Origin of the sequence: Caballeronia insecticola, from assembly GCF_000402035.1 — a bacterium.
Taxonomy (GTDB): Bacteria; Pseudomonadota; Gammaproteobacteria; order Burkholderiales; family Burkholderiaceae; genus Caballeronia; species Caballeronia insecticola.
Window position 1 is genome coordinate 888,377 of record NC_021294.1, and the last position, 26,032, is coordinate 914,408.

At 66.3% G+C, this 26,032-nt stretch carries 23 protein-coding genes and 1 riboswitch; of the genes, 10 read left to right on the forward strand and 13 right to left on the reverse strand.

From position 1 onward, the window contains the following. Nucleotides 1-211: 211 nt before the first annotated feature. From BRPE64_RS18245 to BRPE64_RS33460, 3 genes are read left to right on the forward strand one after another with little or no spacing between them, the layout of a single operon-like run. Nucleotides 212-1,621, forward strand: coding sequence for a cytochrome ubiquinol oxidase subunit I (locus BRPE64_RS18245; protein ID WP_044042442.1), 1,410 nt, complete (start codon nt 212-214; stop codon nt 1,619-1,621). A gap of 4 nt (nt 1,622-1,625) precedes the next feature. After that, on the forward strand, nt 1,626-2,627 hold the full coding sequence (gene cydB / locus BRPE64_RS18250) for a cytochrome d ubiquinol oxidase subunit II (RefSeq protein WP_016354985.1): 1,002 nt from the start codon (nt 1,626-1,628) through the stop codon (nt 2,625-2,627). Next, nucleotides 2,605-2,742, forward strand: coding sequence for a hypothetical protein (locus BRPE64_RS33460; protein WP_016354986.1), 138 nt, complete (start codon nt 2,605-2,607; stop codon nt 2,740-2,742). The genes cydB and BRPE64_RS33460 overlap by 23 nt, the downstream gene beginning before the upstream one ends. 15 nt (nt 2,743-2,757) lie before the next feature. Here the strand turns inward: BRPE64_RS33460 and BRPE64_RS18255 are convergent, their stop codons facing one another. After that, nucleotides 2,758-3,810: a permease gene (locus tag BRPE64_RS18255; protein ID WP_044042443.1), complete on the reverse strand. Its 1,053-nt coding sequence runs from the start codon at nt 3,808-3,810 to the stop codon at nt 2,758-2,760. Between the two features lie 25 nt (nt 3,811-3,835). Beyond that, entirely contained in the window at nt 3,836-4,900 is a 1,065-nt protein-coding gene (gene mnmH / locus BRPE64_RS18260; RefSeq protein WP_016354988.1) for a tRNA 2-selenouridine(34) synthase MnmH, read from the reverse strand. Nucleotides 4,901-5,058: 158 nt separating this feature from the next. On the opposite strand from mnmH, the gene BRPE64_RS18265 reads away from it, so the two are divergent. Further along, entirely contained in the window at nt 5,059-6,447 is a 1,389-nt protein-coding gene (locus BRPE64_RS18265; RefSeq protein WP_044042759.1) for an ethanolamine ammonia-lyase subunit EutB, read from the forward strand. Beyond that, nucleotides 6,444-7,232 carry an ethanolamine ammonia-lyase subunit EutC gene (gene eutC / locus BRPE64_RS18270; RefSeq protein WP_044042444.1) on the forward strand — a complete coding sequence of 263 codons (789 nt, stop codon included), beginning with the start codon at nt 6,444-6,446 and terminating at the stop codon, nt 7,230-7,232. The genes BRPE64_RS18265 and eutC overlap by 4 nt, the downstream gene beginning before the upstream one ends. Here eutC and BRPE64_RS18275 read toward each other — a convergent pair. The 3 genes from BRPE64_RS18275 to BRPE64_RS18285 all read right to left on the reverse strand — a co-directional run bounded on the left by BRPE64_RS18275 (nt 7,178) and on the right by BRPE64_RS18285 (nt 10,749). Beyond that, entirely contained in the window at nt 7,178-9,088 is a 1,911-nt protein-coding gene (locus BRPE64_RS18275) for a sigma-54-dependent Fis family transcriptional regulator (RefSeq protein ID WP_016354990.1), read from the reverse strand. The two genes, eutC and BRPE64_RS18275, sit on opposite strands and share 55 nt — an antisense overlap. 186 nt (nt 9,089-9,274) lie before the next feature. Beyond that, nucleotides 9,275-9,448: a DUF1328 domain-containing protein gene (locus BRPE64_RS32120; RefSeq protein WP_016354991.1), complete on the reverse strand. Its 174-nt coding sequence runs from the start codon at nt 9,446-9,448 to the stop codon at nt 9,275-9,277. 158 nt (nt 9,449-9,606) lie between these two features. Beyond that, nucleotides 9,607-10,749, reverse strand: a complete 1,143-nt coding sequence (locus tag BRPE64_RS18285; RefSeq protein WP_044042445.1) for an OpgC domain-containing protein — start codon at nt 10,747-10,749, stop codon at nt 9,607-9,609. Between the two features lie 303 nt (nt 10,750-11,052). On the opposite strand from BRPE64_RS18285, the gene BRPE64_RS18290 reads away from it, so the two are divergent. After that, nucleotides 11,053-11,808, forward strand: a complete 756-nt coding sequence (locus BRPE64_RS18290) for a TerC family protein (protein WP_016354993.1) — start codon at nt 11,053-11,055, stop codon at nt 11,806-11,808. A gap of 16 nt (nt 11,809-11,824) precedes the next feature. On the opposite strand, the gene BRPE64_RS18295 is transcribed toward BRPE64_RS18290, so the two are convergent. Genes BRPE64_RS18295 through BRPE64_RS18315 form a run of 5 tightly spaced genes read right to left on the reverse strand, consistent with a single transcriptional unit; the run spans nt 11,825 to nt 15,992 of the window. Beyond that, on the reverse strand, nt 11,825-12,229 hold the full coding sequence (locus tag BRPE64_RS18295; protein ID WP_016354994.1) for a DUF4186 domain-containing protein: 405 nt from the start codon (nt 12,227-12,229) through the stop codon (nt 11,825-11,827). Nucleotides 12,230-12,236: 7 nt separating this feature from the next. Next, a complete protein-coding gene (gene cobM, locus BRPE64_RS18300) occupies nt 12,237-12,962 on the reverse strand; it encodes a precorrin-4 C(11)-methyltransferase (RefSeq protein ID WP_016354995.1) in 726 nt (241 codons plus the stop codon). Further along, a complete protein-coding gene (locus BRPE64_RS18305) occupies nt 12,959-13,687 on the reverse strand; it encodes a cobalt-precorrin-6A reductase (protein ID WP_016354996.1) in 729 nt (242 codons plus the stop codon). The genes cobM and BRPE64_RS18305 overlap by 4 nt, the downstream gene beginning before the upstream one ends. Then, nucleotides 13,684-14,781, reverse strand: coding sequence for a cobalt-precorrin-5B (C(1))-methyltransferase (locus BRPE64_RS18310; RefSeq protein ID WP_016354997.1), 1,098 nt, complete (start codon nt 14,779-14,781; stop codon nt 13,684-13,686). The genes BRPE64_RS18305 and BRPE64_RS18310 overlap by 4 nt, the downstream gene beginning before the upstream one ends. After that, nucleotides 14,781-15,992: a bifunctional cobalt-precorrin-7 (C(5))-methyltransferase/cobalt-precorrin-6B (C(15))-methyltransferase gene (locus BRPE64_RS18315; protein WP_016354998.1), complete on the reverse strand. Its 1,212-nt coding sequence runs from the start codon at nt 15,990-15,992 to the stop codon at nt 14,781-14,783. The genes BRPE64_RS18310 and BRPE64_RS18315 overlap by 1 nt, the downstream gene beginning before the upstream one ends. Nucleotides 15,993-16,065: 73 nt before the next feature. Next, nucleotides 16,066-16,245, forward strand: a riboswitch (cobalamin riboswitch). 91 nt (nt 16,246-16,336) lie between these two features. Between BRPE64_RS18315 and cobG the strand changes: the two genes are divergently transcribed. The 4 genes from cobG to cobJ are packed head-to-tail and all read left to right on the forward strand — an operon-like array spanning nt 16,337 to nt 20,595. Next, nucleotides 16,337-17,605 (forward strand): precorrin-3B synthase, encoded by a 1,269-nt coding sequence (gene cobG / locus BRPE64_RS18320; protein WP_232519238.1) that lies wholly within the window; start codon nt 16,337-16,339, stop codon nt 17,603-17,605. After that, nucleotides 17,598-18,224, forward strand: a complete 627-nt coding sequence (locus BRPE64_RS18325; protein WP_016355000.1) for a precorrin-8X methylmutase — start codon at nt 17,598-17,600, stop codon at nt 18,222-18,224. Before cobG ends, BRPE64_RS18325 begins: the two co-directional genes overlap by 8 nt. Further along, nucleotides 18,221-18,949 carry a precorrin-2 C(20)-methyltransferase gene (locus BRPE64_RS18330; RefSeq protein WP_016355001.1) on the forward strand — a complete coding sequence of 243 codons (729 nt, stop codon included), beginning with the start codon at nt 18,221-18,223 and terminating at the stop codon, nt 18,947-18,949. Before BRPE64_RS18325 ends, BRPE64_RS18330 begins: the two co-directional genes overlap by 4 nt. Nucleotides 18,950-18,957: 8 nt before the next feature. Next, on the forward strand, nt 18,958-20,595 hold the full coding sequence (gene cobJ, locus BRPE64_RS18335) for a precorrin-3B C(17)-methyltransferase (RefSeq protein ID WP_016355002.1): 1,638 nt from the start codon (nt 18,958-18,960) through the stop codon (nt 20,593-20,595). On the opposite strand, the gene BRPE64_RS18340 is transcribed toward cobJ, so the two are convergent. From BRPE64_RS18340 to cobN, 3 genes are all read right to left on the reverse strand, one after another. Further along, nucleotides 20,592-21,152, reverse strand: coding sequence for a vWA domain-containing protein (locus BRPE64_RS18340; protein WP_016355003.1), 561 nt, complete (start codon nt 21,150-21,152; stop codon nt 20,592-20,594). The genes cobJ and BRPE64_RS18340 overlap by 4 nt on opposite strands. Nucleotides 21,153-21,265: 113 nt before the next feature. Further along, a complete protein-coding gene (locus tag BRPE64_RS18345; RefSeq protein ID WP_016355004.1) occupies nt 21,266-22,261 on the reverse strand; it encodes an ATP-binding protein in 996 nt (331 codons plus the stop codon). Continuing rightward, nucleotides 22,258-26,031, reverse strand: a complete 3,774-nt coding sequence (cobN, locus tag BRPE64_RS18350; RefSeq protein ID WP_016355005.1) for a cobaltochelatase subunit CobN — start codon at nt 26,029-26,031, stop codon at nt 22,258-22,260. Before cobN ends, BRPE64_RS18345 begins: the two co-directional genes overlap by 4 nt. Nucleotide 26,032: the final 1 nt, after the last annotated feature.

Below are 26,032 nucleotides of genomic sequence, written 5' to 3' on the forward strand. Positions count from 1 at the left end.
ACCGCGCATCTCGAAAATACCGGCAAATCAACTCGATAGCGCCGGCAAACCCTTGAAACTGCGGCATTTGCGCACAACGCGGAATGCCTGACGCAGCGCAACACTTTCGCGAAATAAGGCTAAGCTCCGGCCCGTCACACGTCCGATTCGGTTCAGGACACACACGCCCGAAAGAGCTCGGGCGCGCGTGAATTTCAAGGCACACGTCATCATGCATTCGACTCCCGAAGCACTCGATCTCGCGCGGATCCAGTTCGCGTTCACCGTCTCTTTCCATATCGTCTTTCCTGCGCTTTCCATCGGGCTCGCGAGCTTCATCGCGGTGCTCGAAGGCGCCTGGCTCAAAACCGGCAAGCCGGTCTATAAGGAGCTGTGTCTCTTCTGGTCGAAGGTCTTCGCGGTCGCGTTCGGCATGGGTGTCGTGTCGGGCGTGGTCATGGCTTACGAGTTCGGCACCAACTGGGGCGGTTTCTCGAGCTTCGCCGGTCCCGTCACCGGGCCGCTGCTCGCGTATGAAGTGATGACCGCGTTCTTCCTCGAAGCGGGCTTCCTCGGCATCATGCTGTTCGGCTGGAACAAGGTCGGTCCGAAGGCGCACTTCGGCGCGACGCTGATGGTCGCCATCGGCACGCTCATCTCCACGTTCTGGATTCTCGCGTCCAATAGCTGGATGCAGACGCCGCAGGGCTTTCGCATCGAAGGCGATCATGTCGTGCCGGTGGACTGGTTCGCGATCATCTTCAATCCGTCGTTTCCGTACCGGCTCGCGCACATGGCGATTGCGGCGTTCATCGTCGCGGCGCTCGTCGTGGCCGCGACCGGCGCGTGGCATCTGCTTAAAGGCCGGCGCGATCCGGCCATCAAGAAGATGTTTTCGATGTCGCTCTGGCTGCTGCTCGCGCTCACGCCGATTCAGGCGCTCGTCGGCGATGCACACGGCCTCAACACGCGCGAACATCAGCCGGCGAAGATCGCGGCGATCGAAGGCATCTGGGAAACGGAGAAAGGCGGCACCGCGCTCAATCTGTTCGGCATTCCGGACATGGACGCCGAGACGACGAAATACGCCGTGTCGATTCCGCATCTCGGCAGCCTGATCCTCACGCATAGCTGGGACGGCGAGATTCGCGGCCTGAAGGAGTTTCCGAAGCAGGATCGCCCGAACTCGACGCTCGTGTTCTGGAGCTTTCGCGTGATGGCGGGTCTGGGCGTGCTGATGATCGTGATGTCGGTGGCGGCGTGGTGGTTGCATCGCCGTCGCAAGTTGTTCGATGCGCGCTGGTTCCATCGCTTTGCGCTGGCCATGGGCCCGACCGGCTTCATCACGCTGCTCGCCGGCTGGGTCACGACCGAAGCGGGCCGCCAGCCGTGGGTTGTCTACGGCGTGATGCGCACGGCCGACGCCGTGTCGCCCGTCACGGCGCAGCAGGTCGGCGTCTCGCTGCTGGCGTTCGTGATCGTCTACACGATCGTGTTCGGCACCGGCATCTACTACTTGCTGAAGCTTTTGCGGCACGGTCCGGCGCTGCCGGGTTCGCACACGCACACGCCGGAGTCCACGTCCGACGGCAGCGCGCGGCGTCCGCTCAGCCTTCCGCAACAGTCCATCGAAGGAGCATGAATATATGGACCTCACACTTGCATGGGCCGGGATCATCGCGCTCGGACTGTTTCTCTACGTGGTGCTCGACGGCTTCGATCTGGGCATCGGCATTCTCTTTCCGTTCTTCCCGGACCAGCACGACCGCGACGTGATGATGAACACCGTCGCGCCCGTCTGGGACGGCAACGAGACCTGGCTCGTGCTCGGCGGCGCGGGGCTGTTCGCCGCGTTCCCGATGGTCTATTCCACCGTGCTGTCCGCGCTGTATTTGCCGCTCGTGCTGATGCTCGTGTGCCTGATTTTTCGCGGCGTGTCGTTCGAAATCCGCGCGAAGGCGCAGCGCACGAAGCACATGTGGGACCTCGCATTCATCGGCGGATCGGCGGGCGCGACCTTCTTTCAGGGCGTGGCGCTCGGCGCGTTCCTCGGCGGCATTCCCGTCGCCGATGGCCGCTTCTCAGGCGACGCATTCGGCTGGTTCACACCGTTTTCGATCTTCACGGGCGGCGCGCTGGTCGTCACTTATGCGCTGCTCGGCGCGTGCTGGCTGATCGCGAAGACCGAAGGCGACTTGCAGCGGCGGATGTATCGCGTCGTGTGGCCGCTGACGGTGCTGCAACTCGCGACGATCGCCGTCGTGAGCGTCTGGACGCCGTTGCTGGATGCGGATATTGCGTCGCGCTGGTTCGACTCGCCGCTGTTCTATCGGCTGCTGCCAGTGCCGGTGCTGGTCATCGCGTGTGCATGGACGATGCGTCGCTCGATTCAGTCGCGCCGTGAAAAGCGGCCCTTCGCGGTGGCGCTCGGCTTCGTGCTGCTCGGCTATGCGGGACTCGTCGCGAGCATTTCGCCGCACGAGATTTTTCCGGGCGTCTCGATCTGGGATGCAGCCGCGCCCCGTTCGAGCCAGCTATTCACGATTGTCGGTGCGGCCGTGATTCTGCCGGTGATCGTCGCGTACACGATGCTCGGCTATTGGGTCTTCAGAGGAAAGGTGCGTCATGGCGAACATCACTACCATTGAGCGTGCGCGAAAAGTGTTCTGGTTCGTCGCGCTATGGTTCGCGGGCGTCGGCGGCGCGATGCTGCTCGCGCTGCCGTTCAAGCTGCTGATCAAAGCGGGGGCGGCGCTTCACTGACGCCGTCCGGCCCCGTCAAAACAACGCTGCAGCAATCAGCCCGCTTACGATCCCGAACGCGATGACCGCAACCGTCACGAACGCCAGCACGCGCGGCGGAAACGACCGTCCGAGCATCGCGAGCGAGGGCACGCTGATCGGCGGAAGCGTCATCAGCAATGCGCCTGCGGGGCCGGCCGCCATGCCGAGCGACAGCATCGCCTGAATGATGGGCACTTCACCCGCCGTCGGAATCACGAAGAGCGTTCCGGCGACCGCGAACACGGCGATCCACAGCATGCCGTTGCCGATGTCCGGCCCGATGTGCGGAAAGAGCCAGGCGCGCGCCGCGCCGAGCAGCAGGACCAGCACGATGTACTCCGGCACGAGGCGCACGGTCATGCGGCCCAGAATCTTGATCCAGCGCGAGAAGGCGGTGCCGGGCACGTCCTCGTCGATCAGTTTCGCGAGCGCCGCGCGCGAAGCCTGCGCCTGCGCGGGCGTCACCATGCGGTTCACCGCGTAGCCCAGACCGAACACCATCAGCACACCGAGCACGAGACGCAAGCCGGTCCACTGCCACCCGAGCACGAAGCCCATGAAAACGAGCGCCGCCGGATTGAGCACCGTATTGCCGAGCCAGAACGCGACCGCCGCGCCCGGCGCCGCCTCGCGCGCCCGCAAACCGGCGACGACCGGCGCGGCGCAGCACGTGCACATCATGCCCGGCAAGGACATCAGCCCGCCGTTCACGACGCTGCCGAAGTTGTGCTCGCCGAGTGCGCGCGCGACCCAGCGCGGCGGAATCAGCGCCTGCACGGCCGAGCCGAGCAACAGGCCGAGCACCATCGCCTGCCAGATTGCCTTGCCGTAGGCCATCGCGTAATCGAGTGCGGCCTGCCACGACGGCTCCGGCGCGCTCGCGGCCGTGCCCATCAAAATCGATTTGCCGATGGAATGCTGACTCGCCGCGACGAATGCGCGGTTGTAGTACGGAAACCATTTCACATAGAACAGACCGACAACGGCGATCAGCAGAAACACGATCCAGCCAGGCGCGATGCGAGGTTGTCGAAGCGTGGTCATGATTTTTCCCTACGAGTAATGCGATTGATCAGAGTGCGTGTGCCGTGTCGGCGAGTTGCGCGAGCAGCGCGTGCGCCTGAGCGACACTGTCGGCATCGTTCGGACGAAACTGCACGTGCGCCGCGTGCGCCAGCCGGACGTAATGCGCGCGGCTGCTGCGTCCGTAGGCAGGATCGTAATGGCGGTCGATGAGTTCCGCAAATAACGTGGCCCGCGCGTTCTCGTCGATCAGCTTATGCCAGTGCGCCACGCGCTCCCGGCTATGCAGCGCGACGAGCTTCGACAACTGCGCCTTGAAGAAGGCCGGATCGTCGAAGAGATGCGCGTAGTCCTGCAATAAAAACGCGATGCGGTCTTCGCGCCGCGCCGTCACGTCCACGCACGCCGCCGCGTGCAGGCTCGCGAGCAGCGCATCCGGCATCGTGATGGCGCCGATGCGCCGCCCTTCCGCCTCAACGAAAACCGGCTTCGCCGCATCGAACGCGCCAAGCTCGACGGCGAGCGCCGAATCGAACGCCTTCTGCGACGGCTGCGGATGCCCCGGCAGCGCGCCGAGCAGCGAGCCGCGATGCGCGGCGAGCCCTTCCAGATCCAGCGTTTGCGCACCGGCCGCTCGAAGCGCGTGCAACAGACGCGTCTTGCCGCAGCCCGTATGGCCGATCAGCGCGACGTAGCGAAAGCGCGCGGGCAGTGTGTCGAGCCGCCCGATCACGTCGCGCCGGTAGCTCTTGTAGCCGCCTTCGAGCTGACGCGCCTGCCAGCCGATCATGTTGAGCCACGTCGTCATTGCGCCGGAGCGTTTGCCGCCGCGCCAGCAATAAACGAGCGGGCGCCAGTTGCGCGGCTTGTCCGCGAAGAGCGTGTCGAGATGTTGCGCGATGTTGCGCGCGACCATCGCCGCGCCCACGCGCGTGGCTTCGAACGGCGAGACCTGCTTGTACATCGTCCCGACGATCACGCGCTCTTCGTTGCTCAGCACGGGCGCATTGATCGCGCCGGGAATATGGTCTTCCGCGAATTCGAGCGGCGTGCGGACATCGACGATTTCCTCGAAATCGCGCAGGCGGTCGATCGGAACGAGCAGGTTTTTCACAGTAAACGGAGGCACGATGGTTCAGTCAAGCCTACAAGTATCGCATGCAGGCGAAATTCGACCTTCGCGCGGATTTTGGCTTGCATCGCCGCACGCGCGACAAGCGGTTAAAGTGTTGCGATCGAACCGCGCAGCATGCGTGCCGCGAAGGAGACGCGATGAGCTATCACGAGACGATCGGCGCGCGCCGCTACCGTTTCGACGACCTGAAGACGCTGCTCGCGCGCGCCAGTCCGCGCCGCTCGGGCGACGAACTGGCGGGCGTCGCGGCGGCGACCGAGGAAGAGCGCGTCGCCGCGAAAATGGCGCTCGCGCAGGTGCCGCTCGCGGCGTTCCTCGACGAGCCGCTGATCCCGTACGAAGACGACGAAGTGACGCGCCTCATCGTCGATACGCATTCGCGCGAGGCCTTCGCGCCGGTCGCGCATCTGACCGTCGGCGAGTTCCGCGAGTGGCTGCTCGCCGACAGCACCGACACGGCCGCGCTCGAACACATCACGATGGGCGTCACGCCCGAGATGGCCGCGGCCGTCTCCAAGCTGATGCGCAATCAGGATCTGATCCTCGCCGCGCGCAAACGCCCGGTCGTCACGCGTTTTCGTACGACGATCGGCCTGCCCGGACATCTCTCGGTGCGTCTGCAGCCGAATCACCCGACCGACGATCCGAAAGGCATTGCCGCCTCCATGCTCGACGGCCTCTTCTACGGCTGCGGCGACGCGGTCATCGGCGTGAATCCCGCATCCGATTCGCCGGACGCCATCGGCAAGCTGCTCGCGATGATGGACGAGTTCCGCCAACGCTACGACGTGCCGATGCAGTCGTGCATCCTCACGCATGTCACCAACACGCTCGCCGCGATCGAACAGGGCGCGCCGGTCGATCTCGTGTTCCAGTCCGTCGCGGGCACCGAGCGCGCCAACGCGAGCTTCGGCGTGTCGCTCGCGCTGCTTGCGGAAGCGCACGACGCGGCGTTGTCGCTCAAACGCGGCACCGTCGGCGACAACGTCATGTACTTCGAGACCGGACAAGGCAGCGCGTTGTCGGCGAACGCGCATCACGGCGTCGATCAGCAAACTTGCGAGGCGCGCGCCTATGCGGTCGCGCGCCGTTTCAGCCCGCTGCTCACGAACACGGTGGTCGGTTTCATCGGCCCGGAATATCTCTATGATGGGCGGCAGATTATCCGCGCGGGACTCGAAGATCATTTCTGCGGCAAGCTGCTCGGCGTGCCGATGGGCTGCGACATCTGCTACACGAATCACGCCGAAGCCGATTCCGACGACATGGACACCCTGCTCACACTGCTCGGCGTGGCGAACGTCAACTTCATCATGGGCGTGCCGGGCGCGGACGATGTCATGCTCAACTATCAGAGCACGTCGTTTCACGATGCGTTGTTCATCCGCCGCGCGTTGAATCTGAAGCGCGCGCCGGAATTCGAGGCGTGGCTCGCGAAAATGCGCGTCACCGATGGCAGCGGCGCCCTGCTCTCGCACGCATCCGGCGCGTCGGGACAACCGTTGCTCGACTGGATCGGCGCATGACCCATTCGACCCGCGAGACCGATCCCTGGGACGCGCTGCGGCGCTTCACGAACGCGCGCATCGCGCTCGGCCGCGCGGGCAGCAGCCTGCCGACCGCGCCGCTGCTTGCGTTCGAACTGGCGCATGCGCAGGCGCGCGACGCCGTGCATCAGCCGCTCGATACCGCCGCGCTCGCACAAGCCATTCACGCCGCGGGTTTCGAGACGCTCGATGTGCACAGCGCCGCGCCCGATCGCGATCGTTATCTGCGTCGTCCGGACCTCGGCCGCGCGCTCGACGAGGCAAGCGCCGCGCGTCTCGCCGATCACGCCAGGTCGATGCACGATGCGCCCGAACTCGCGTTCGTCGCCGCCGACGGTCTCTCGGCCTTCGCAACGCAACGCCACGTCGCGCCGCTGCTCGCGAGCGTTCGCACGAAGCTCGAAGGATGGAAGGTCGGCCCGGTCGTGATCGCGACACAGGCGCGCGTCGCGCTGGGCGACGGCATCGGCGAACGGTTACGGGCGACGATCGTCGTGGTGATGATCGGCGAGCGGCCCGGACTCAGCTCGCCCGACAGCCTCGGCCTCTACGTGACCTACGCGCCGCGCACCGGGCGCAGCGACGCCGAGCGCAACTGCATTTCGAACGTGCGGCCGGAAGGCCTCGCTTACGACGCCGCCGCTTTCAAGCTCATGTGGCTGTTGAACGAAGCGCGCCGCCTGAAACTCACCGGCGTCGGCCTGAAGGATCACAGCGGCGCTTTGCCCGCGCCGGGAACGGACGCGAAATCGCTCGGCGCCTGACCCCGCAGCTTGCGATACACCGTCGTGCGCGACACGCCCAGTTCGCGCGCCGTCGCCGACACATTGCCGCCGTGCGCCTTGAGCGCCGCCGCCACGGCGCTCGATTCGATATCCACGAGACGCGCGCAGCCGGTAAGCAAAGGCGCCGGCCGCGCTTCGATGCCTTCGCCCAACTCATCGAGAAAATCGTGCGGCAGATGCTCGACGCGCAGATGCGTGTCGTGTTCGTCGAGCATCGCGCAGGCCGTGCGCAGCACATTGCTCAACTGACGGAAATTGCCCGGCCACGGATGCCGCGCGAACAGCGCGAGCACTTGATCGTCGATGCCGATCGGGCGGCCGGCGAAGCACTCGTCGCGCAACATCTTGTCGACGACCGCGTGCAGATCGGTGCGCCCGGCAAGCGGCGGCAGCGTCACCGAAAGTCCGTTGATGCGGTAGTACAGATCCTCGCGAAACGCCCCTTCCGCGACGCGTTCGCGCAGCTTGCGATTGCTCGCGCAGACGAGCATGAAATCCACCGGCACCGCGCGCGCCGCGCCGAGCGGTTCGACGACACGTTCCTGCAATACGCGCAGCAGACGGCTCTGCATCGCGAGCGGCATGTCGCCGATTTCGTCGAGAAACAGCGTGCCGCCGTTCGCCTGCGCAATGCGGCCGACCGCGCCGCGCTTCGCCGCGCCGGTGAACGCGCCCTGCGTGTAGCCGAAGAGCTCGGATTCGATCAGCGTCTCCGGCAGCGACGCGCAATTCACCGCGACGAACGGCCCCGCGTGGCGCGGCGAGTCGCGATGAATCGCGCGGGCGAGCATTTCCTTGCCCGCGCCCGTTTCCCCGCCGATCAGAATCGGGATGTTCTTGCCGATGACTTTCCTCACGCGCGCGACGACATCCTGCATGCGCGCGTCGCCGGTGCAGAGTTCGGCGAGGCTCGACGATGACCTCCCGCCTACGACCGGCGCAGTCGCGACGTGCCCTGCGCCCGCCGCCGCGCGCGCATGAAACTCGACGCTCGCAAATACGCCGACGCCGCTATGCAGATCGAGCCGGCTCGGCGGCTCGCCCGCGCGCGCAATGAGCGCGTCGGCGCTCTCGCCGAACAGGGCTTCGAGCGTCTGCGTGCGCAGACGTCCAAGTTCGAGACCGAGCTGGAACTGGGCGCTGCGGTTCGCGCTGAGCAGCCGTCCGTCGAGATCGAATACGGCGATGCCTTCCATCAACGTGCCGATAAACTCGGGCCGGCTATGAAAACGGATGCACAGCTTTTCGTCGAATGCGCTCGCGATCAGACGGTTTTCGATCATCTGCCCGGACATTTTCACGAGCGCCATCGTGTGCTGGTGATAGCCGCGACGGTCGCCGGTGACGTCGAGCACGCCGAAAAGATTGCCGTGCGGATCGAGGATCGGCACGCTCGAGCACGTGAGAAAGCGATTGGCGCGCAGATAGTGTTGATCGCCGTGCACGGTGACGGCGGTGCGCTCCGCGATCGTCGTGCCGATGGCGTTCGTGCCCTGATGCTCCTCGCTCCACACCGCGCCCGCCCGCAGCGCGACTTTTTCGGCGCGGGCGAGGAAATCGTCGTCGCCGAGCGAATGCAGGATGAGCCCGCTCGCGTCGGTCAGCGCGATCATGCTGTGGGTGTTGGCGATCTGCGCGTAGAGCGTCTCCATGACCGGCAGCGCGTGCGCGAATAGGGTGCGGCTCTGCGCAAGCCGGACGGCCAGTTCGGCGCCTGACAGGACGGCGTAGTCCGGGCGCATTGCCTCGAACAGCCCGAAGGTTGCCGAACGCTCGTGCGAATGCCGGATCACATCGAACTGCGCCGTCTGCACGGCCGCGCCAGTGGCATGCATCGCCTTCCTCCTTTTCGATTCATCGCTGAGGACTCGGGCAAAGCGCCGCCTGTCGTCGCGTGAATGTCTCCTCGGGCAATGTAACACCCGCGCGCCGTGCGGGTCGATGCGAGGAATCACGCGGATGAATCCTCGCTTTCGACGCGTCTGCAGGGAGGCTCAGCGAGTGTCAGCGAGTCAAAACACTCAGAGCACGAGCGAGCCCGCCGTAATGGCAATGACCAGGAAGATCACGAACAGAATCAGGAAGATGAAGAAGCAGATCTTCGCGATGCCCGCCGCGCCGGAAGACACACGCGTGAAGCCGAAAAGACCGGCGACGACCGAGATGACCGCGAAAAGAATGGCAAGTTTGAGCATGGCAGTACCGTTTTTGTCGTAGTGGCAATCCCTGGAGGCAAGTCTCGTGCCTCGCTTGCGTGTCGCTGCTTTTGCGGGCGGCGAACCCAAAGACCGTTAGTTGCGAATTCTAGTGAAAAAAGAGCGGGCAACGTGTGCCCGCTCTTCTTCTTACAGGTTTAGCGCACTGCGCGGTTTTCAGCGGCAGCGACCGCCGCGCGCGTCGGCGCAGGAATCGGACGACGGGTACCGAGCCACATCGCGACCGATTGATGCACGCGCGGCACGGAAAGCAGCGCGCTGATCGCGATGGCATCGGCGGCAAGCCCGGCCGGCACGTTGATGAGACCGTCTGTCAGCGTGAACAGAATCGAGTCGACGACCAGCGAAATCACCGTGCCCGCGACGAACGAAACCATGCCGTCACGCCCGAGCGCACCGATCCACGGCAGGCGCGTAGCCACTTCCTTGATGACGCCGTAACGCGCGAGATTGGTCGCGATCCATGCAATCGCCAGAAAATTGACGACGCGCGGGCCCGCCAGATCGCGCTTGAATGCGCTGTCCAGCACGGGCGGCAGCACCAGCAGCTTGTAATACGCCATGCCGGCAATCAGCGCGACGGCGCCCGCGCTCACGAGCCAGCCGAAGCGGTGCGCGCTCACGCGCTGGTAGATCGGCTGGCAGCGCGCCAGCACGCCGAGCACGAACATCAATTGCCAGGCGGCGGGGTTGAAGTCCCAGAGATTGTCGTCGACGGAAGGCATGTGTTCGCCGACCTGCGCCGCGAACGCCCAGAGCGCGAGGCTCAAGCCCAGCAGCAGCCACGGCTTGCTGCGCGCCAGCGGCAACACGAGCGGCACGGCGAGCGCGAAGAGCGCGTACATCGGCAGGACGGCGGCGAGATACGGCTGGCGTTCGAACGTGAGAATCTGCGCGATGGATGCGACCGGCTCGGAGATGAGCGTATCGAGATCGTGCAGCGCGAGATTCGGCGCATGCCCGAAAAAGGGCCGCAGCAGGAACGTCGCGAGCAGCATGAGCGCGGCGGTGACGAGAAACGCGCGGTACAGTTCGAATGCCCGCTTGACGAAGCGCCTGCGCGCCGCGCTCTCCGAACGTTTCTCGGCAAGCGACACATAAGCGGTGGCCGTGGCGAAGCCGCCGAGAAACACGAAGACTTCGGCGGCGTCGTTCAGCGCGAACGAATGCAGCGTGAAGCGCGAGAGCATGCTGCCGCCGATGTGATCGACGACGATGATGAGCAGTACCAGTCCCCGGAAGAAGTCCAGTTCCACGAGACGTTGAGATTTTCCCTGCATGCGGCTTGACGTGAGTTTCGTTCCTGCGATGCAGGAGGTTGAACGGCGGCCGCAAACACGCAGCACGAGAGGATAGGAGTTTACCCGTAAACGGTGCAGCGCAGCATCGGAATCGACGTAAAAAATGCTTTTCGAATCCGGCATTTGTGGCCGATGGCCATAATTCGTTACGAGCAGTTACCGGCGAGCAAAGAGGCATATCGAACCCAGCAATTTGGCTCTTATGATGTTTTCAAGTTCCTTTCAATTGCATGGCCGGTCGCGCTAAGATCACGCCTCTCCAACACGAACGCCTCGACCCATATGGACTATCTCGTCGCCCTTCTCGCCGATCCCGCCGCCTGGGCCGCCCTCGCGACGCTCGTCGTGATGGAGGTCGTGCTCGGCATCGACAATCTCATCTTCATTTCGATCCTGACCAACAAGCTGCCCCCCGAGCACCGGGCGCGCACGCAGCGCATCGGCATTGCGCTGGCGCTCGTCATGCGACTCGGGTTGCTCGGCACGGTCGCGCTGATCGTGCGGCTGACCACGCCGATCTTTGAGGCGTTCGGACACGGCTTCTCGTGGCGCGACCTGATTCTGATTGCGGGCGGCGCGTTTCTCGTATGGAAAGCGACGACGGAAATCCGCCACCACGTCACCCACGACGCCGACGGCCACGCCACCGGCGATGCCGGCAAGCGCCTGACGCCGCTGTCCGCGATCGGCCAGATCCTGCTGCTCGATCTCGTGTTTTCGATCGACAGCATCGTGACGGCGGTCGGCATGACCGAGCACATTCCGATCATGTTCGTGGCGGTAATCGCCGCGGTCGCCGTCATGCTGTTCGCGGCGGGACCGCTGTCGCGCTTTATCGAACGCAATCCGACGATCGTCATGCTCGCGCTCGGCTTCCTGCTCGTGATCGGCATGACGCTGATCGCCGAAGGCTTCGGCTCGCACGTGCCGAAGGGCTACATCTATGCGGCGATGGCGTTCTCGGCGCTGGTCGAAGGCCTGAACATGCTGGCGCGGCGGGCGAAAGGACGCGCGGCGGCGGCGCGGCATCCGCACTGACGGTCAGCACCGACGCTCAGAACGGCAGTTCGCGCTGCGGATTCTCGTGCGCCGGGGCCGACGCCATCGGCAAAGGCTGCGCGCGCAGCCACCGCTCGATTGCATCGACGACATGCCGGCGCTCCGCTTCATCGAGCGTCTTGCCCGCCGCGATGCCGTGCCATTTGGCGAGGCACGCGCGGCAGCACGTCGCCGTCGCGTGCTGCGCGATGAACACCGGATGCCCTCGAAACGGCGTCTGCTTGCCGTCGTTCGCGGGAACCTCGGGCGCGAGGCGCTTGCCGATCAGCACATGCGCCTGCGCAATCACCGTCTCCACTCCCTTTTCCCGCAGGTACCTGCCTTCGCGCATGCCGAGTGCGAAGCGTCGCCGGAATGTGGATTTCGCGAGCGCGGCGAACACGGCGTCGAGATCGCGCATGCTGTGCTCAGTCGCCGCCGTAGAGCGTGGAATCGGCGAAATTGTCAGCGTCTAGCACGCGGCCGACGAGAATCATCGCCGTGCGCTCGACGCCCGCCGCGCGCACTTTCGGCGCGATGTCCGCGAGCGTGCCCGCAACGCGCATCTCATCCGGCCAGCTCGCGCGGAACACGACCGCGACCGGGCAATCCGCGCCGTAATGCGGCAGAAGATCGGCGACGATACGCTCGATATGTCGCACGCCGAGATGAATCGCGAGCGTCGCGCGATGGCGCGCCAGATCGGCCAGCGACTCGCCGGGCGGCATCGGCGTCTTCGTCGCGTAGCGCGTGAGGATCACCGTCTGTGCGATGCCGGGCAGCGTCAGCTCGCGTTTGAGCGCCGCCGCCGACGCAGCCGCCGCCGTCACGCCCGGCACGATCTCGTACGGAACGCCAAGCGCATCGAGCCTGCGCATCTGCTCGCCGATCGCGCCATAGAGCGACGGATCGCCGGAATGCACGCGCGCGACATCCTGACCGTTCGCGTGCGCGTCTTGCAGGAGCGCGACGATTGCATCGAGATCGAGTTCGGCCGTATCGACACAGGTGTGCGCGCGATGGCCGTCGAGCACTTCCTTCGGCACGAGCGAGCCGGCATAGAGAATCACGGGACACGTGCGGACGAGCCGCTGGCCCTTGACGGTGATGAGTTCCGGATCGCCGGGTCCGGCGCCGATAAAGTAGACGGTCATGTTTCGAGGCAGTGTCGGAGGGCGTCGAGGGCGCTGGCGGCATCGACGAAGCTGCGTTCGACGTCGGGCAGCGCGGGACGCGCGAGCATCACGACCGGCAAGCGCCGCTCGCGCGCGACCGCCAGCTTCGCTTCCGTCGCGCGCCCGCCGCTATTTTTGCTGATGACGACATCGATACGCGCATCGTCGAACAGTACGCGTTCGCCTGCGAGATCGAACGGGCCGCGTGCATCGACGATACGCGCGCGTTCGTTGCCGGGATGCGCGTCCAGGCAGCGCACGGTCCAGTATTGCGACGACGGAATGTCGTCCAGATGCGCGAGCGGCTCGCGACCGAGCGTGAAAAGCGGCCGTTGAAACGTCGCGATACGCTCGACGATCTCCCGCCAGTCCGCCGCCTCGCGCCAGTCGTCGCCCGGCTGCGGCTGCCACGCGGGACGGCGCACCGCCCACAGCGGCACGCGCGCAATCGCGCAGGCGGCGTGCGCGTGACGGCTCATTTGCGCGGCATACGGATGCGTCGCATCGACGACGAGCGTGATCGCCTCGGCACGCAGATAGCCGACGAGTCCGTCGATGCCGCCAAACCCGCCGACGCGCACCGAACACGCGAGATCGACCGGCACGCGCCCGAGGCCCGCGAGGCTGTACACGTGCGCGGCGGAAAGACCGCGCGCGATGGCGAGCGCGTCGCCGGTGCCGCCGAGCAGCAGCACGCGCGTCATGCCGCGCTCCCGACGATACGCCCCTGCCGGTCGATCGCAAACGTCTCGACGACGATGCCCGGCGGCAGCACATCGAGCGCGACGCCGCGCGCCCGCGCGCACACGATATCGCCGAGCGCGATGCCTTCCGCACGCGCCAGCGCGAGCGCTTCCTGGCTCGTGTTGGCGGCGCGAATCGCGGCCTGGAGCGCGGCACTCGCGCCCGCATCGGCGGCCCAGACGGCGAGCATCGGCAAGTCGATGCTGGAGTTGCGGCTATGCAGGTCCATGTGCCCCGCCGCCAGCTTCGACAACTTGCCGAAACCGCCGCACAGGCTCAACTTCTCGACATGCGCGCGGCGCAGATGCTTGAGCACGGCGCCCGCGAAATCGCCCATTTCGATCAACGCGATATCCGGCAAGCCGTAGTGCGCGCGCATCGCGTCTTCGCTCTGGTTGCCGGTGCACGCGGCGATATGCCGATAACCGTTCGCCCGCGCAACATCGATACCCTGATGAATCGACGCGATATACGCCGAGCACGAAAACGGTCTGACGATGCCGGTCGTGCCGAGTATCGACAAACCGCCGACGATGCCCAAGCGCGGATTCATCGTCTTCAGTGCCAGCGCCGCGCCGTTTTCCACGCCGATGCTGACGTCGAAACCGCCGCCGAAACCGCTGTTCGCGGCGAGCGTTTCCAGATGTTCGGTCATCATTTTGCGCGGCACGGGATTGATCGCCGGCTCGCCGATCGCGAGCGCGAGTCCCGCGCGCGTTACGGTGCCGACGCCGTCCGCCGCGTGGAAGCGCACGCCCGCTTCCGCCGCGAGGCGCACGCGCGCGAACACGAGCGCGCCGTGGGTCACGTCCGGATCGTCGCCTGCGTCTTTGATGACGCCGGCTTCGGCTTCATCGTCCGGGCCGGACACGCGACGGCAGAACGAAAGCGACATCGTCACGCGCCGGCCCTTCGGCAGCACGATCTCCGCGCGCTCGCTCGTCTCGCCCAGCAACAGCAGGCGCGCGGCCGCGAGACTCGTCGCGGTCGCGCAGCTTCCTGTCGTGTAGCCGCTGCGCAGGGGCGCGGGCTGCTCGGGCGTTTCGTCGCGCATTACGGCTTGCTCGCGTGCAGCAGCGTGATCGGCAACGCGGGCCGCCACGTATCGAAGCTGCCGAGCGGCTCCGCCTGCGCGATGCCGATGCGCGTCAGCTCGCCGCCATGCCGCGCGCGCCAGTCGACCAGCGCCATTTCGCTTTGCAGCGTGACCGCGTTCGCGACGAGCCGTCCGCCCTGACGCAGACGCGACCAGCACGCATCGAGCACGCCGGGCGCGGTCAGTCCGCCGCCGATGAACACCGCGTCGGGCGCGGGCAGGCCGTCGAGCGCGGCCGGCGCTTCGCCCTTCACGAGTTGCAGCGCGGGCACGCCGAGCGCATCGCGGTTGTATTCGACGAGACGCTGCCGGCCCTCGTTCGCCTCGATGGCGATCGCGCGGCAAGCGTGGTGCGCGCGCATCCATTCGATGCCGATCGAGCCGCAGCCCGCGCCCACGTCCCACAGCAGTTCGCCCGGCTGCGGCGCGAGATGCGCGAGCGTCACGGCGCGCACGTCGCGCTTGGTGAGCTGGCCGTCGTGGCGATAGGCGTCGTCGGGCAGTCCCGGCGTGAGCGGCGGCCCCGCATGTCCCGCGTGCGTGCGGCAGTCGATCGCGACGAGATTGAGCGCCGCGACCTGTGGCTCGCGCCAGTCGTCGGCACGTTCGTCGATACGGCGCTCGGACGGGCCGCCGAGATGCTCGAACACGGTCATGCGGCTCGCGCCGAAGCCGCGCGCGGTCAAAAGCGCGGCGACGGCGGCGGGCGTCGTGCCGTCGGCGCTCAGCACGATCAGACGCGCGCCGCGATGCACGCTTGCGAGCAGCGACGCCACCGGCCGCCCGACCAGCGACACGCACGCCGCGTCCTGCAACGGCCAGCGCAGACGCGCCGCCGCGAGCGACAGCGACGAAGGCGCGGGAATGACGCGCATCTCGCCGTCGGCGACTTCGCGCGCAAGCGTTGCGCCGACGCCGAAACACATCGGGTCGCCGCTCGCGAGCACGCAGACGCGCGCGCTGCCGTCGCCGCGCTCGGCGAGCACGGCATCGAGTGAAAAGGGTTTGGGCCACGGGACGCGGCGCGCGGCGATGCGCGTCGGCAGGAACGCGAGATGGCGCTCGCCGCCGTGAATCGAATGCGCCTCCAGGAGCGCCCGGCGCGCGGCACGCGAGAGGCCGTGCCAGCCGTCCTCGCCGATACCCACGACGGTCAGCCAGGTCGACATGCGGCATCTCCTTCCTGATGCTCCGGATGCGCGCCGCAAGGCCTGCAGGCGGCCGGAACGATGATAAAAGCGGGCATAATACAGGTCCGTCGGTGCTCCAATAAGGAGCCTAAGAGGGAACACAGCAAAACTGTGGCTGCCCCCGCAATTGTACGCAGCGAGTCCGCGCTCCACTGCCACTGGTTTTTACCGGGAAGGCCGGCGCGAATGAAGACCTGCCAGCCAAGAGACCTGCCGACCCACCGCATTCGCGCGACGCCGACCGGGCGGGGTGTACCGGTTCGCTCATGACGCGCGAAGCCCTTTGGGCCATGCTTTTGACTTCGTCCGACCGTTCAGCGTCCGTGACCGCTCCACGCGCATCCGCGTGTCCGGGGCTCATGCGCATCGTGCCCGCGCGCGATGGCGGGCTCGCGCGCCTGCGTCTTCCGGGCGGCCAGCTGAGCGCACGCGCGGCGCGGGCCGTGGCGCACGCGGCGCGTACGTGCGGCTCGGGCGTGATCGAAGTGACCAATCGCGCGAACCTGCAACTGCGCGGCATACGCGACGACGCTCACGCCGCGCTCGTCGAGATCGCGTTCGATGCCGGTCTCGGTCCGGCAACCGCGAGCGGCGACGACCTCCGCAACGTGATGCTGAGCCCGCTCGCCAGCGACGGCACGCGTGCGCTCGCCGCGCGCATCGTCGATGCGTTGCAGGCCGATGCCGCGCTGCACGCGCTGTCGCCGAAATTCGCGTTGCAGTTCGACGGCGGCGAGCGCCTCGCGATGCTCGGTCATCCGCACGATCTATGGCTTGCCGCCACCGACGACGGCGCGCGTTTCACGTTCGGCCTCGCGGGCACGATGCCGCTCCACGCCGCCGATGCGCCCGCGTTCGGCGCGATTGCACGCGGCGATGTCGTCGCGTTCGTGACGCGCGTGCTGCGCAGGTTTCTCGCGCTCGCGACGCCGGAAGAACATCGCATGCGTGACTTGCTCGCGCGCGTCGGCGTGAGGCATTTTCTCGAAGCGCTCGAATTCGACGCCGATATCGCACCATGGCGCCGCGCTCCCGCCGATGCCACGCTGCGTCTCGGCGCGCACCCGGAACCGCAATGCGCGACGTGGTATGCGGGCGCGCAGACCGCGCTCGGCCGCCTTGACGCCGCCACGCTCGACGCCCTCGCCGATCTCGCCGATTCCTTCGCGCACCAACACGGCGACGGCCATCTCGTCATGACGCCGTGGCAAAGCGTGCTGCTTCCCGGCATTTCGCCGCACGACACGGACGAAGCGCTGCAACGCCTTCACGCGCTCGGACTCGCGACCGATCCGCGCGAGCCGTTCGCGCGCCTGATCGCGTGCGCCGGTTCCGCAGGCTGCGCGAAGAGCCGCGCCGATACCAAAGCCGACGCGCATCGGCTCGCCCCGCTGCTGCCCGCGCACGACACGGCGCAGGTGCATCTGAGCGGCTGCGAGCGTTCCTGCGCGGCGGCGCATCCCGTTTCCGCGACGCTGCTCGCACGCGCGCCGGGCCACTACGACCTGTATCGCGGCGAATGCATCGTCGCCTGCAATCTGACCATCGAAGAGGCGGCCGAACGGCTCGCCCGGAGCCATGCCGATGCCTGACTACATCCGCGACGGCGCGGAGATCTATCGCCAGTCGTTCGCGACGATCCGCGCCGAAGCCGACCTCGCCACCATTCCCGCCGATCTGGAGAAACTCGCCGTGCGCCTGATCCACGCGTGCGGCATGGTCGATATCGCGACCGATCTGCGTTTTTCCGACGGCGCGGGCGCAGCGGGCCGCCGTGCGCTCGCCGCGGGTGCGCCGATTCTGTGCGACGCGCGCATGGTCGCCGAGGGCATCACGCGCGCGCGGCTGCCCGCGGACAATCGCGTGATCTGCACGCTGAGCGATCCGTCCGTGCCCGAGCGCGCCCGCGCTATGGCGAACACGCGCTCGGCCGCCGCGCTCGAACTGTGGCGGCCGGACCTTGGCGGCGCGATCGTCGCCATCGGCAATGCGCCGACCGCGCTGTTTCATCTGCTCGACATGCTCGATGCCGGCGCACCGAAGCCCGCGCTGATTCTCGGCTTTCCGGTGGGTTTCATCGGCGCGGCGGAATCGAAGGCGCTGCTCGCCGCCGACAGCCGCGGCGTGCCCTTCGTCGCATTGCTCGGCCGGCGCGGCGGCAGCGCGATGGCGGCCGCGGCCGTGAACGCGCTCGCCGCGGAGGCAGAATGATGCGCGGACGTCTGCATGGTCTGGGCGTCGGGCCCGGTGACCCGGAACTGATCACCGTGAAAGCGTTGCGGCTGTTGAAAGCCGCGCCGGTGGTCGCGTATTTCGTCGCGAAGGGCAAGAAGGGCAACGCGTTCGGCATCATCGAGTCGCATCTCGACGATACGCAAACGCGCCTGCCGCTCGTCTATCCGGTGACGACGGAAGCGCTCGAACCGCCGCTGTGCTACGAGACGATCATCAGCGCCTTCTACGACGAAGCCGCGCTCACGATCTCCGGGCATCTCGAAGCGGGACGCGACGTCGCGGTGATCTGCGAAGGCGATCCGTTCTTTTACGGCTCGTACATGTATCTGCACGATCGCCTGGCGACACGTTTCGAAGCGCAGGTCGTGCCGGGCGTGTGCTCGATGCTCGGCGGCGTCGCGGTGCTCGGCGTGCCGCTCGTGTATCGCAATCAGAGTCTGTCGGTGCTGTCGGGCGTGCTGCCGGAAGACGAACTGAAGCGCCGTCTCGAAGCCGCCGATGCGGCGGTCATCATGAAGCTCGGGCGCAACTTCGAGAAAGTGCGGCGCGTGCTCGCCGAACTCGGCCTCGACGATCGCGCTCTTTACGTCGAGCGCGCGACGATGGCGAATCAGCGCATCGTGCCGCTCGATGATGTCGATCCGATGGCGTCGCCGTATTTTTCCTTGCTCGTCGTGCCGGGGAAGAAATGGCAGGCTTGAACACTGCAATGCCGATGGCGATCGTCGTGCTCGGCGCGGGCGCGCTCGATACCGCGCGGCGCATTCAGGCGCGCTTTCCGGACTCGCGCGTGCATGGTCTCGCGAGCCGCGTGAACGCCGACATCGCGTATGAGGACTTCGGCGCGCATCTGCGCGATCTTTACGCAGCGGGCGCGCCGGTCGTCGCGTTGTGCTCGGCGGGCATCGTGATACGCGCGCTGGCGCCGCTGCTCGCCGACAAAAGCGTGGAGCCGCCCGTGCTTGCGGTTGCTCACGACGGCAGCGCGGTCGTGCCGCTGCTGGGCGGCGTGCGCGGCGTGAATGTGCTGGCCCGCGAGATCGGCGCGGCGCTCGGCATCGCGCCCGCCATCACGACGAGCGGCGAACTGAGCTTCGGCCTCTGCCTGCTCGCGCCGCCCGAAGGCTATGCGCTTGCGAATCTCGAACGCGGCAAGCGCTTCGTGTCCGACTTGCTGGCGGGCGAGACGATGCGCATCGAAGGCCGCGCGCCCTGGCTCGACAATGCCGCCCTGCCCCGCGCCGACGATGCGCGCCTCGCCGTGCGCATCACCCCGTTCGCCGCGAGCGATGCGGACAGCCTCGTGATTCATCCGCGCTGCGTGCTCGCATGGATCGGCGAGACGGCGCCCGAGGACGATATTGCCGAACGTGTGCGGCTCGCGCTGCGCGAACAGGGACTCGCGCCGCTCGCGCTCGCGGCCTTGGCGGCGCCCGTGCGTCACATGTCTTCCGAATCTCTCGCCGATGCCGCACGCGCGCTCGATGTGCCGCTACGCTTCTGCGATGCCGCGCCCTTCGACGTTGGCCATGCGCGCGATGTCGCGCTACAGGTTCACGACGCGCCCGTCGATGTCGAAGCCATCGGACGTGCACGCGGCACGCTGACCGTGATCGGTCTCGGTCCCGGCAGCGTTGAACTGATGACGCCCGCCGCGCACAACGCGCTCGCCGCCGCGCAGGACGTGCTCGGCTACGAAACCTACGTGCGCATGGCGGGCCCGTTCCGCGGCGATCAGCGCATCCATATGACCGACAACCGCGAGGAGTTGCAGCGCGCGCGTCATGCGTTCGAACTCGCGAGCAGCGGGCGGCGTGTGGTCGTGGTGTCATCCGGCGATCCGGGCGTCTTCGCGATGGCCGCGGCCGTGCTCGAAGCGCTCGACAAGCGACGCGCGTCGCATCCCGCGTGGAGCGCGGTGCGGCTTGCCATCGTGCCGGGCGTATCGGCATCGCTCGCAACGGCCGCGCGCGCCGGTGCACCGCTCGGTCACGACTTCTGCGTGCTGTCGCTGTCCGACAACCTGAAGCCGTGGAGCGTCATCGAGACGCGTCTCGCGCACGCGGGCGAAGCGGACCTCGTGATGGCGTTCTACAACCCGTTGTCGAAGGCGCGGCCGTGGCAGTTCGATCGCGCGATCGAAATCGTGAGGCGATATCGCGATGCAGCGACGCCCGTCGTAATCGGCCGAGACATCGGGCGGCCGGGCGAGTGCTTGCGTGTGGTCACGCTCGGCGAGCTGAAGAGCGATCTCGTCGATATGCGGACGATGGTGATCGTCGGCTCCTCGACAACGCGCGTGGTCGGCGACTGGGTCTATACGCCGCGCTGGTACGAAGCGGACTAGCCGTCGCTCAGCGCAACGGCGCTCACGTACTGCGCGTCCCACGCGTGCGCGAGTTGCGCGCAGCGTCCGGCGCGGATTGCGCCCTCATCGAAATCCACGACGACGATTTCATCCGCCGATGACGGCGCCTCCGGCCGCTCGTTCGTGCGTCCGTCGGTCAGCAGCCAAAGGCGTCGCCGGTGCGTGGGCTTGCGTCGCGCCGCGCGCGCGAGCACGGTCGCCGCGCTCGCCAGACCGAGCGAAAGCGGCGTGCCGCCACCGCCGCCGATAGGCGCGACCCAGCGTTCGTTCCACCAATGCGCCGCGCCCGGCTGACGGCGCACTTCGGCGCGTCCGCCGCCGAAGCAGACAAGCGCGATGTCCGCGCGTTCGCGATAAGCGCGATCGAACAACGCGACGAGCAGGCCCTTCGCGCGCGCGAGACGTTCGCCTGCGAGCATCGAACCCGAGCAGTCGAGCACGAAACAATGCAGCACCGCGCCCGCGCCTTCCTGACGTCGATAACGAAGATGGCGCGCATCGAGACGTGCGGCGCGTTTGGCGCGCAGCGTCGCCATCCAGTCGATGGAGCCGCTTTCGTCGCCTTCGCGCGCCGCGCTGCGGCCTGTCGGACGCGCATCGTTCCATCGAAGACGATGCCCTGCGGCATCCGCGTCACGCCTTCGATGGCTCAGGCTTTTTTTGCGGCGAGCGGCCTCACTTGCTTGATCTTCGCCGTGCCTGCGGGCTCGGGCGGCATGTAGCCCTCATCCGATGCGTTCGATGCGTTCGTATTCGCGTTCGCGTTGCGCGGAGCCTGCGTGTCCGACGACGCCTGCGCTTCCTTGCGCCGATGCTGCAAGACCGCGTCGGCAACGCGTTCGACATGCTCGACCGTCACGGCCGATGCGCCTTCGAGCGCAGCCAGCGCACGCGCCGCACGCAGCATGACGAGGTCCGCGCGCAAGCCATCGACATGCGCGGCGATGCACAACGCGCTCACATGCGCGTGGACGGCATCGTCGAAATCGAATGATGCAAGCGCGGCGCGCGCCGCGTGAAGCTGCTTGCTCAACGCCGCTTGCGCCGCTTCGCTTCGCGCTCGAAACGTGTTCGGATCGGCATCGAAAGCAAGCCGCGCTTTCACGATCTGCTGGCGCGCGTGCGCATCGAAGCAGTTGCTCATCTCGACGGCGAGGCCGAAGCGATCGAGCAATTGCGGCCGCAGTTCGCCCTCTTCGGGATTCATCGTGCCGATCAGCACGAAACGCGCATCATGCCGATGCGAGATGCCATCGCGCTCGACGATATTCACGCCGCTCGCCGCGACATCGAGCAATTGATCGACAAGCGGATTCGGCAACAGATTGACTTCATCGACATACAGCACGCCGAGATGCGCCTTCGCCAGCAGTCCGGGCGAAAACTGCACGCCGCCGTCACGCAATGCGCTTTGAATATCGAGCGTGCCGATCAGTTGTTCTTCGCTTGCACCGAGCGGCAACGTAACGAGCGTCCCTTCGGGCAACAGTTCCGCAAGCGCGCGCGCCGCCGTCGATTTGGCCGTGCCGCGCGGCCCGCTCACGAGCACGCCGCCGATAGACGGATCGACCGCCGCGAGCAAAAGTGCCTGCTGCAAGGGTTCCTGACCGACGAGCGCGGTAAAGGGAAAAGTGATGTCGTTCAATTCTGTCGGCCTTCGATTCGCTGTTCGACATCGAGCAGATGATGTCCGACCTGCTCGCGATAGCCAGCAGGGTTCTGCCACAGGCCGCGCTCCATCGCTTCGAGCAGACGCTCGCAGATCGATTGCAGCGCGTGCGGATTGTGCTGTGCGATGAACTCGCGCGTGTCGGCATCGTTCACGTAAGCGTCCGTGACGAGTGCATATTGATGATCCGACACGACGCGCGCGGTCGCGTCATAGCCGAACAGATAATCGACCGTCGCGGCCAGTTCGGATGCGCCCTTGTAGCCGTGCCGCTTCACGCCATCGATCCATTTCGGATTGACGACGCGCGAGCGCACCACCCGCGCGATTTCCTCGTTGAGTGTGCGCACGCGCGGCGCGGCGGGGTTGCTGTGATCGGCGTTATACGTCTGCGGCTGCACGCCCGACAGATAGCGCACGGCCGCGATCATGCCGCCCTGAAACTGGTGATAGTCGTTCGAATCGAGCAGGTCGTGCTCGCGATTGTCCTGGTTATGCAGCACGACATCGAGGGTCGAAAGCCGCGCGCCGAAGCTCGCGCGCGCTTCCACGCCGTCGCCCGATTGCGAGTACGCGTAGCCGCCCGTGCTTTGATACGCGGCGGAAAGATCGGCATCGGTCTGCCACTGCTTCGCGTCGATCAGTTCCTGCAAGCCCGCGCCGTACGCGCCCGGCTTCGTGCTGAACACGCGCCAGCCCGCGCGTTGCCGCGCTTCCTTTGCATCGACGCCGCGTGCGATCCATTCATCGCGCTCGCGCAGAATGCGTGCACGAATCGGGTTGACGTCGGCAGGTTCGTCGTCGAGTGCGGCGACGGCCTGCACGGCTGCATCGAAGAGATGCATGAGGTTCGCGAACGCATCGCGGAAGAAGCCCGACACACGCAAGGTCACGTCGATGCGCGGCCGGTTGAAGATGGATATCGGCAGGATTTCGAAGTCCGTCACGCGATGACTGCCCGCCGCCCATTTGGGCCGCACGCCGATCAATGCGAAGGCCTGCGCGATATCGTCGCCGCCGGTGCGCATCGTCGCCGTGCCCCATACCGACAGACCAATCGCGCGCGGGAAATCGCCGTGATCCTGCACGTGGCGCTCGACCAGCGCATTCGCGGACTTCACGCCGAGCGACCATGCGGCTTGCGTCGGCAACGCGCGCGTATCGACGGAATAGAAGTTGCGTCCGGTAGGCAGCACGTCGGGCCTGCCGCGCGATGGAGAACCGCTCGGTCCCGGCGGCACGAATCGTCCTTCGAGGCCGCGCTTCAGTTGCAAAAGCTCTTGCGGGCCGCATGCGTCGAGGCGCGGCAATACGTCTTCTCGCAAGCGTTGCAGCACGAGCGATGCCTGCGCTCCGGGCGCGGCGGCATCGCCCGATAATAGTTGCATAGCGAACGATTCGAGGCGCTCGCGCGTATCGCCATGATGACGCCACGGCGCGTCGATGATCGTCTGTAACGCATGCGGACGCGGACCGGTCCATGGCGCGGCCCAGTCGGCATCGAGCGGATCGAAGGCATCGCCGAGTTGCAGATCGCGCGCGATCGCCGTGATGAGACTGGCGTTCGCGCCTTGAGCGTCGCCGACCGGAAAGCGGCCGAGCGCGAGCAACGTGTCGCGCCTTTGCACACCTTGCGGCGAGATGCCGAAGACATGCAGACCGTCGCGGATTTGCGCTTCCTTCAGCTCGCACAAGTAAGCATCGGCACGCGTGAGCAATGCGTCTTCGCCGACAATATCGCGCGGTGCATCGAGCCCGAGTTCTTCATGCAGCCTGTTCTCGACGATGTTCGCGAGTATCGACTTGCGCAAGAGTTTCGCGCGGCGCGCATCGACCATCAGCGCCTCGTAGTATTCATCGACCTGACGTTCGAGATCCTGCAACGGGCCGTAGCTTTCCGCGCGCGTGAGCGGCGGCATCAGATGATCGATGATGACGGCCTGCGCGCGCCGCTTCGCCTGACTGCCCTCGCCCGGATCGTTCACGATGAACGGATAGAGATGCGGCATCGGCCCGAGAATCGCATCCGGCCAGCACGATGCCGACAGCGCGACGCTCTTGCCCGGCAGCCATTCGAGATTGCCGTGCTTGCCCACATGCACGATTGCATCGGCCTGAAAACGCACGCGCAACCAGAAATAGAACGCGAGATACGCATGCGGTGGCACGAGTTCGGCATCGTGATAACTCGCGTAATCGTTGCGTTCGCGCGAACGCGACGGTTGTATGCCGATGAAAACTTCGCCGCAGCGATACCCCGCGATCATGAAACGGCCGCGCCTCACGGTCGGGTCGTCTTCCGGTGCGCCCCACGTTTGTTCCAGCGCGGCGCGCGCGTCGGCGGGCAGCGTGCGATACGGATCGAGATATTCTTCGAGCGACAGGCTTTGCAGCGCAGGACGCAGATCGCGCACGACGGGATCGTTCGTCACGCCTTGCGTCAGCGCGGCAATGAGCGCGTCGCCATGCGCGGGAATTTCGCCCGTGCGATAACCCTCACGCGCGAGCATCGACAAAATACCGATAGCCGATGCAGGCGTGTCGAGTCCCACGCCATTGCCGATGCGCCCTTCGCTCGCCGGATAGTTCGCGAGCACAAGTGCGATGCGCTTGTTTGCATTCGGCGTATCGCGCAGCTTGCACCAGCGCCGGCTCAGTTCGGCCACGAAACGCACGCGCTCGACATCGGCCTGATAACGCACGACATCGACCTGCGTATGCTTGCAGTGATACGCGAGTCCCTTGAAGCTCACCGCGCGCGTGATGATGCGGCCATCGACTTCCGGCAGCGCGACATGCATCGCGACATCGCGCGAGTTGAGGCCGTGATTGTCCTTCTGCCAGTCGTCGCGATTGCCGCCGCTCAGAATGACTTGCAGCACGGGCGCATCGCCCGCGACTTCGAATGCCGCGTCCTCGCCGATCACGCCCGCCGCGAATGCCGTCGTGTTCAGCACGAGCGATGCGCGATGCTCCGCGCACAGGCGCTCGACCACTTCGCGGCTCACGCTTTCCTTGAGCGACGAGATCGCTATCGGCAACGGATTCATGCCGTGGGCTTCGAGCGCGTCGATGAACGCATCGAACACGGCCGTGTTGCCCGACTGCAAATGCGCGCGATAAAACAGGATCGCGACGACGGGCGCGCCTTTCGTCCAGCGCGCCTGCCAGTCTTCGATGACGGCGATATCGCGTGCCGGATGATAAAGCGCGACCGCAGGCAACGGACTCGGCAGCCGAGGCTCGCGCCCGAAACCGAATGCACGATACGCGATTGCCCGCAGAAACTCCTCGGCATTGCGCGCGCCGCCTTCACGCAGATAGCGCGACAACTCGCGGCAGAACGCGGCATCTGCCGTGCTCTTGCCGATGAGGTTCGGGTCTTCGACGAGATCGCCCGAGAACATGGCAAGCAGTTGCCGTTCTTTCTTCGCGAGCGCGACGATCCGTTCGATGCCGTAAGGCCAGTACGATTCGCCGCCGAGGTGATCGACGATCACGACCTTCGCGTGACGCAGCACATCGTCGACATAGAAATCGACCGATGCGGGCTGGCGCAAAAACGATTGATTCGCGAGCCGCACTTCGGGAAAGCCCGCTTCCAGCCGCGGAAACACGCTCGCCAGCAGAGCGAGCGTGGTGTCGGCGGAACTGAGCACGACGATCGGCGCGCTCGTCTGATCGATGCGCATGACGCCCTGCGCGTCGTCGACGAAGCCTCCCGGTGTCGTGCGAAGCAGATGCATC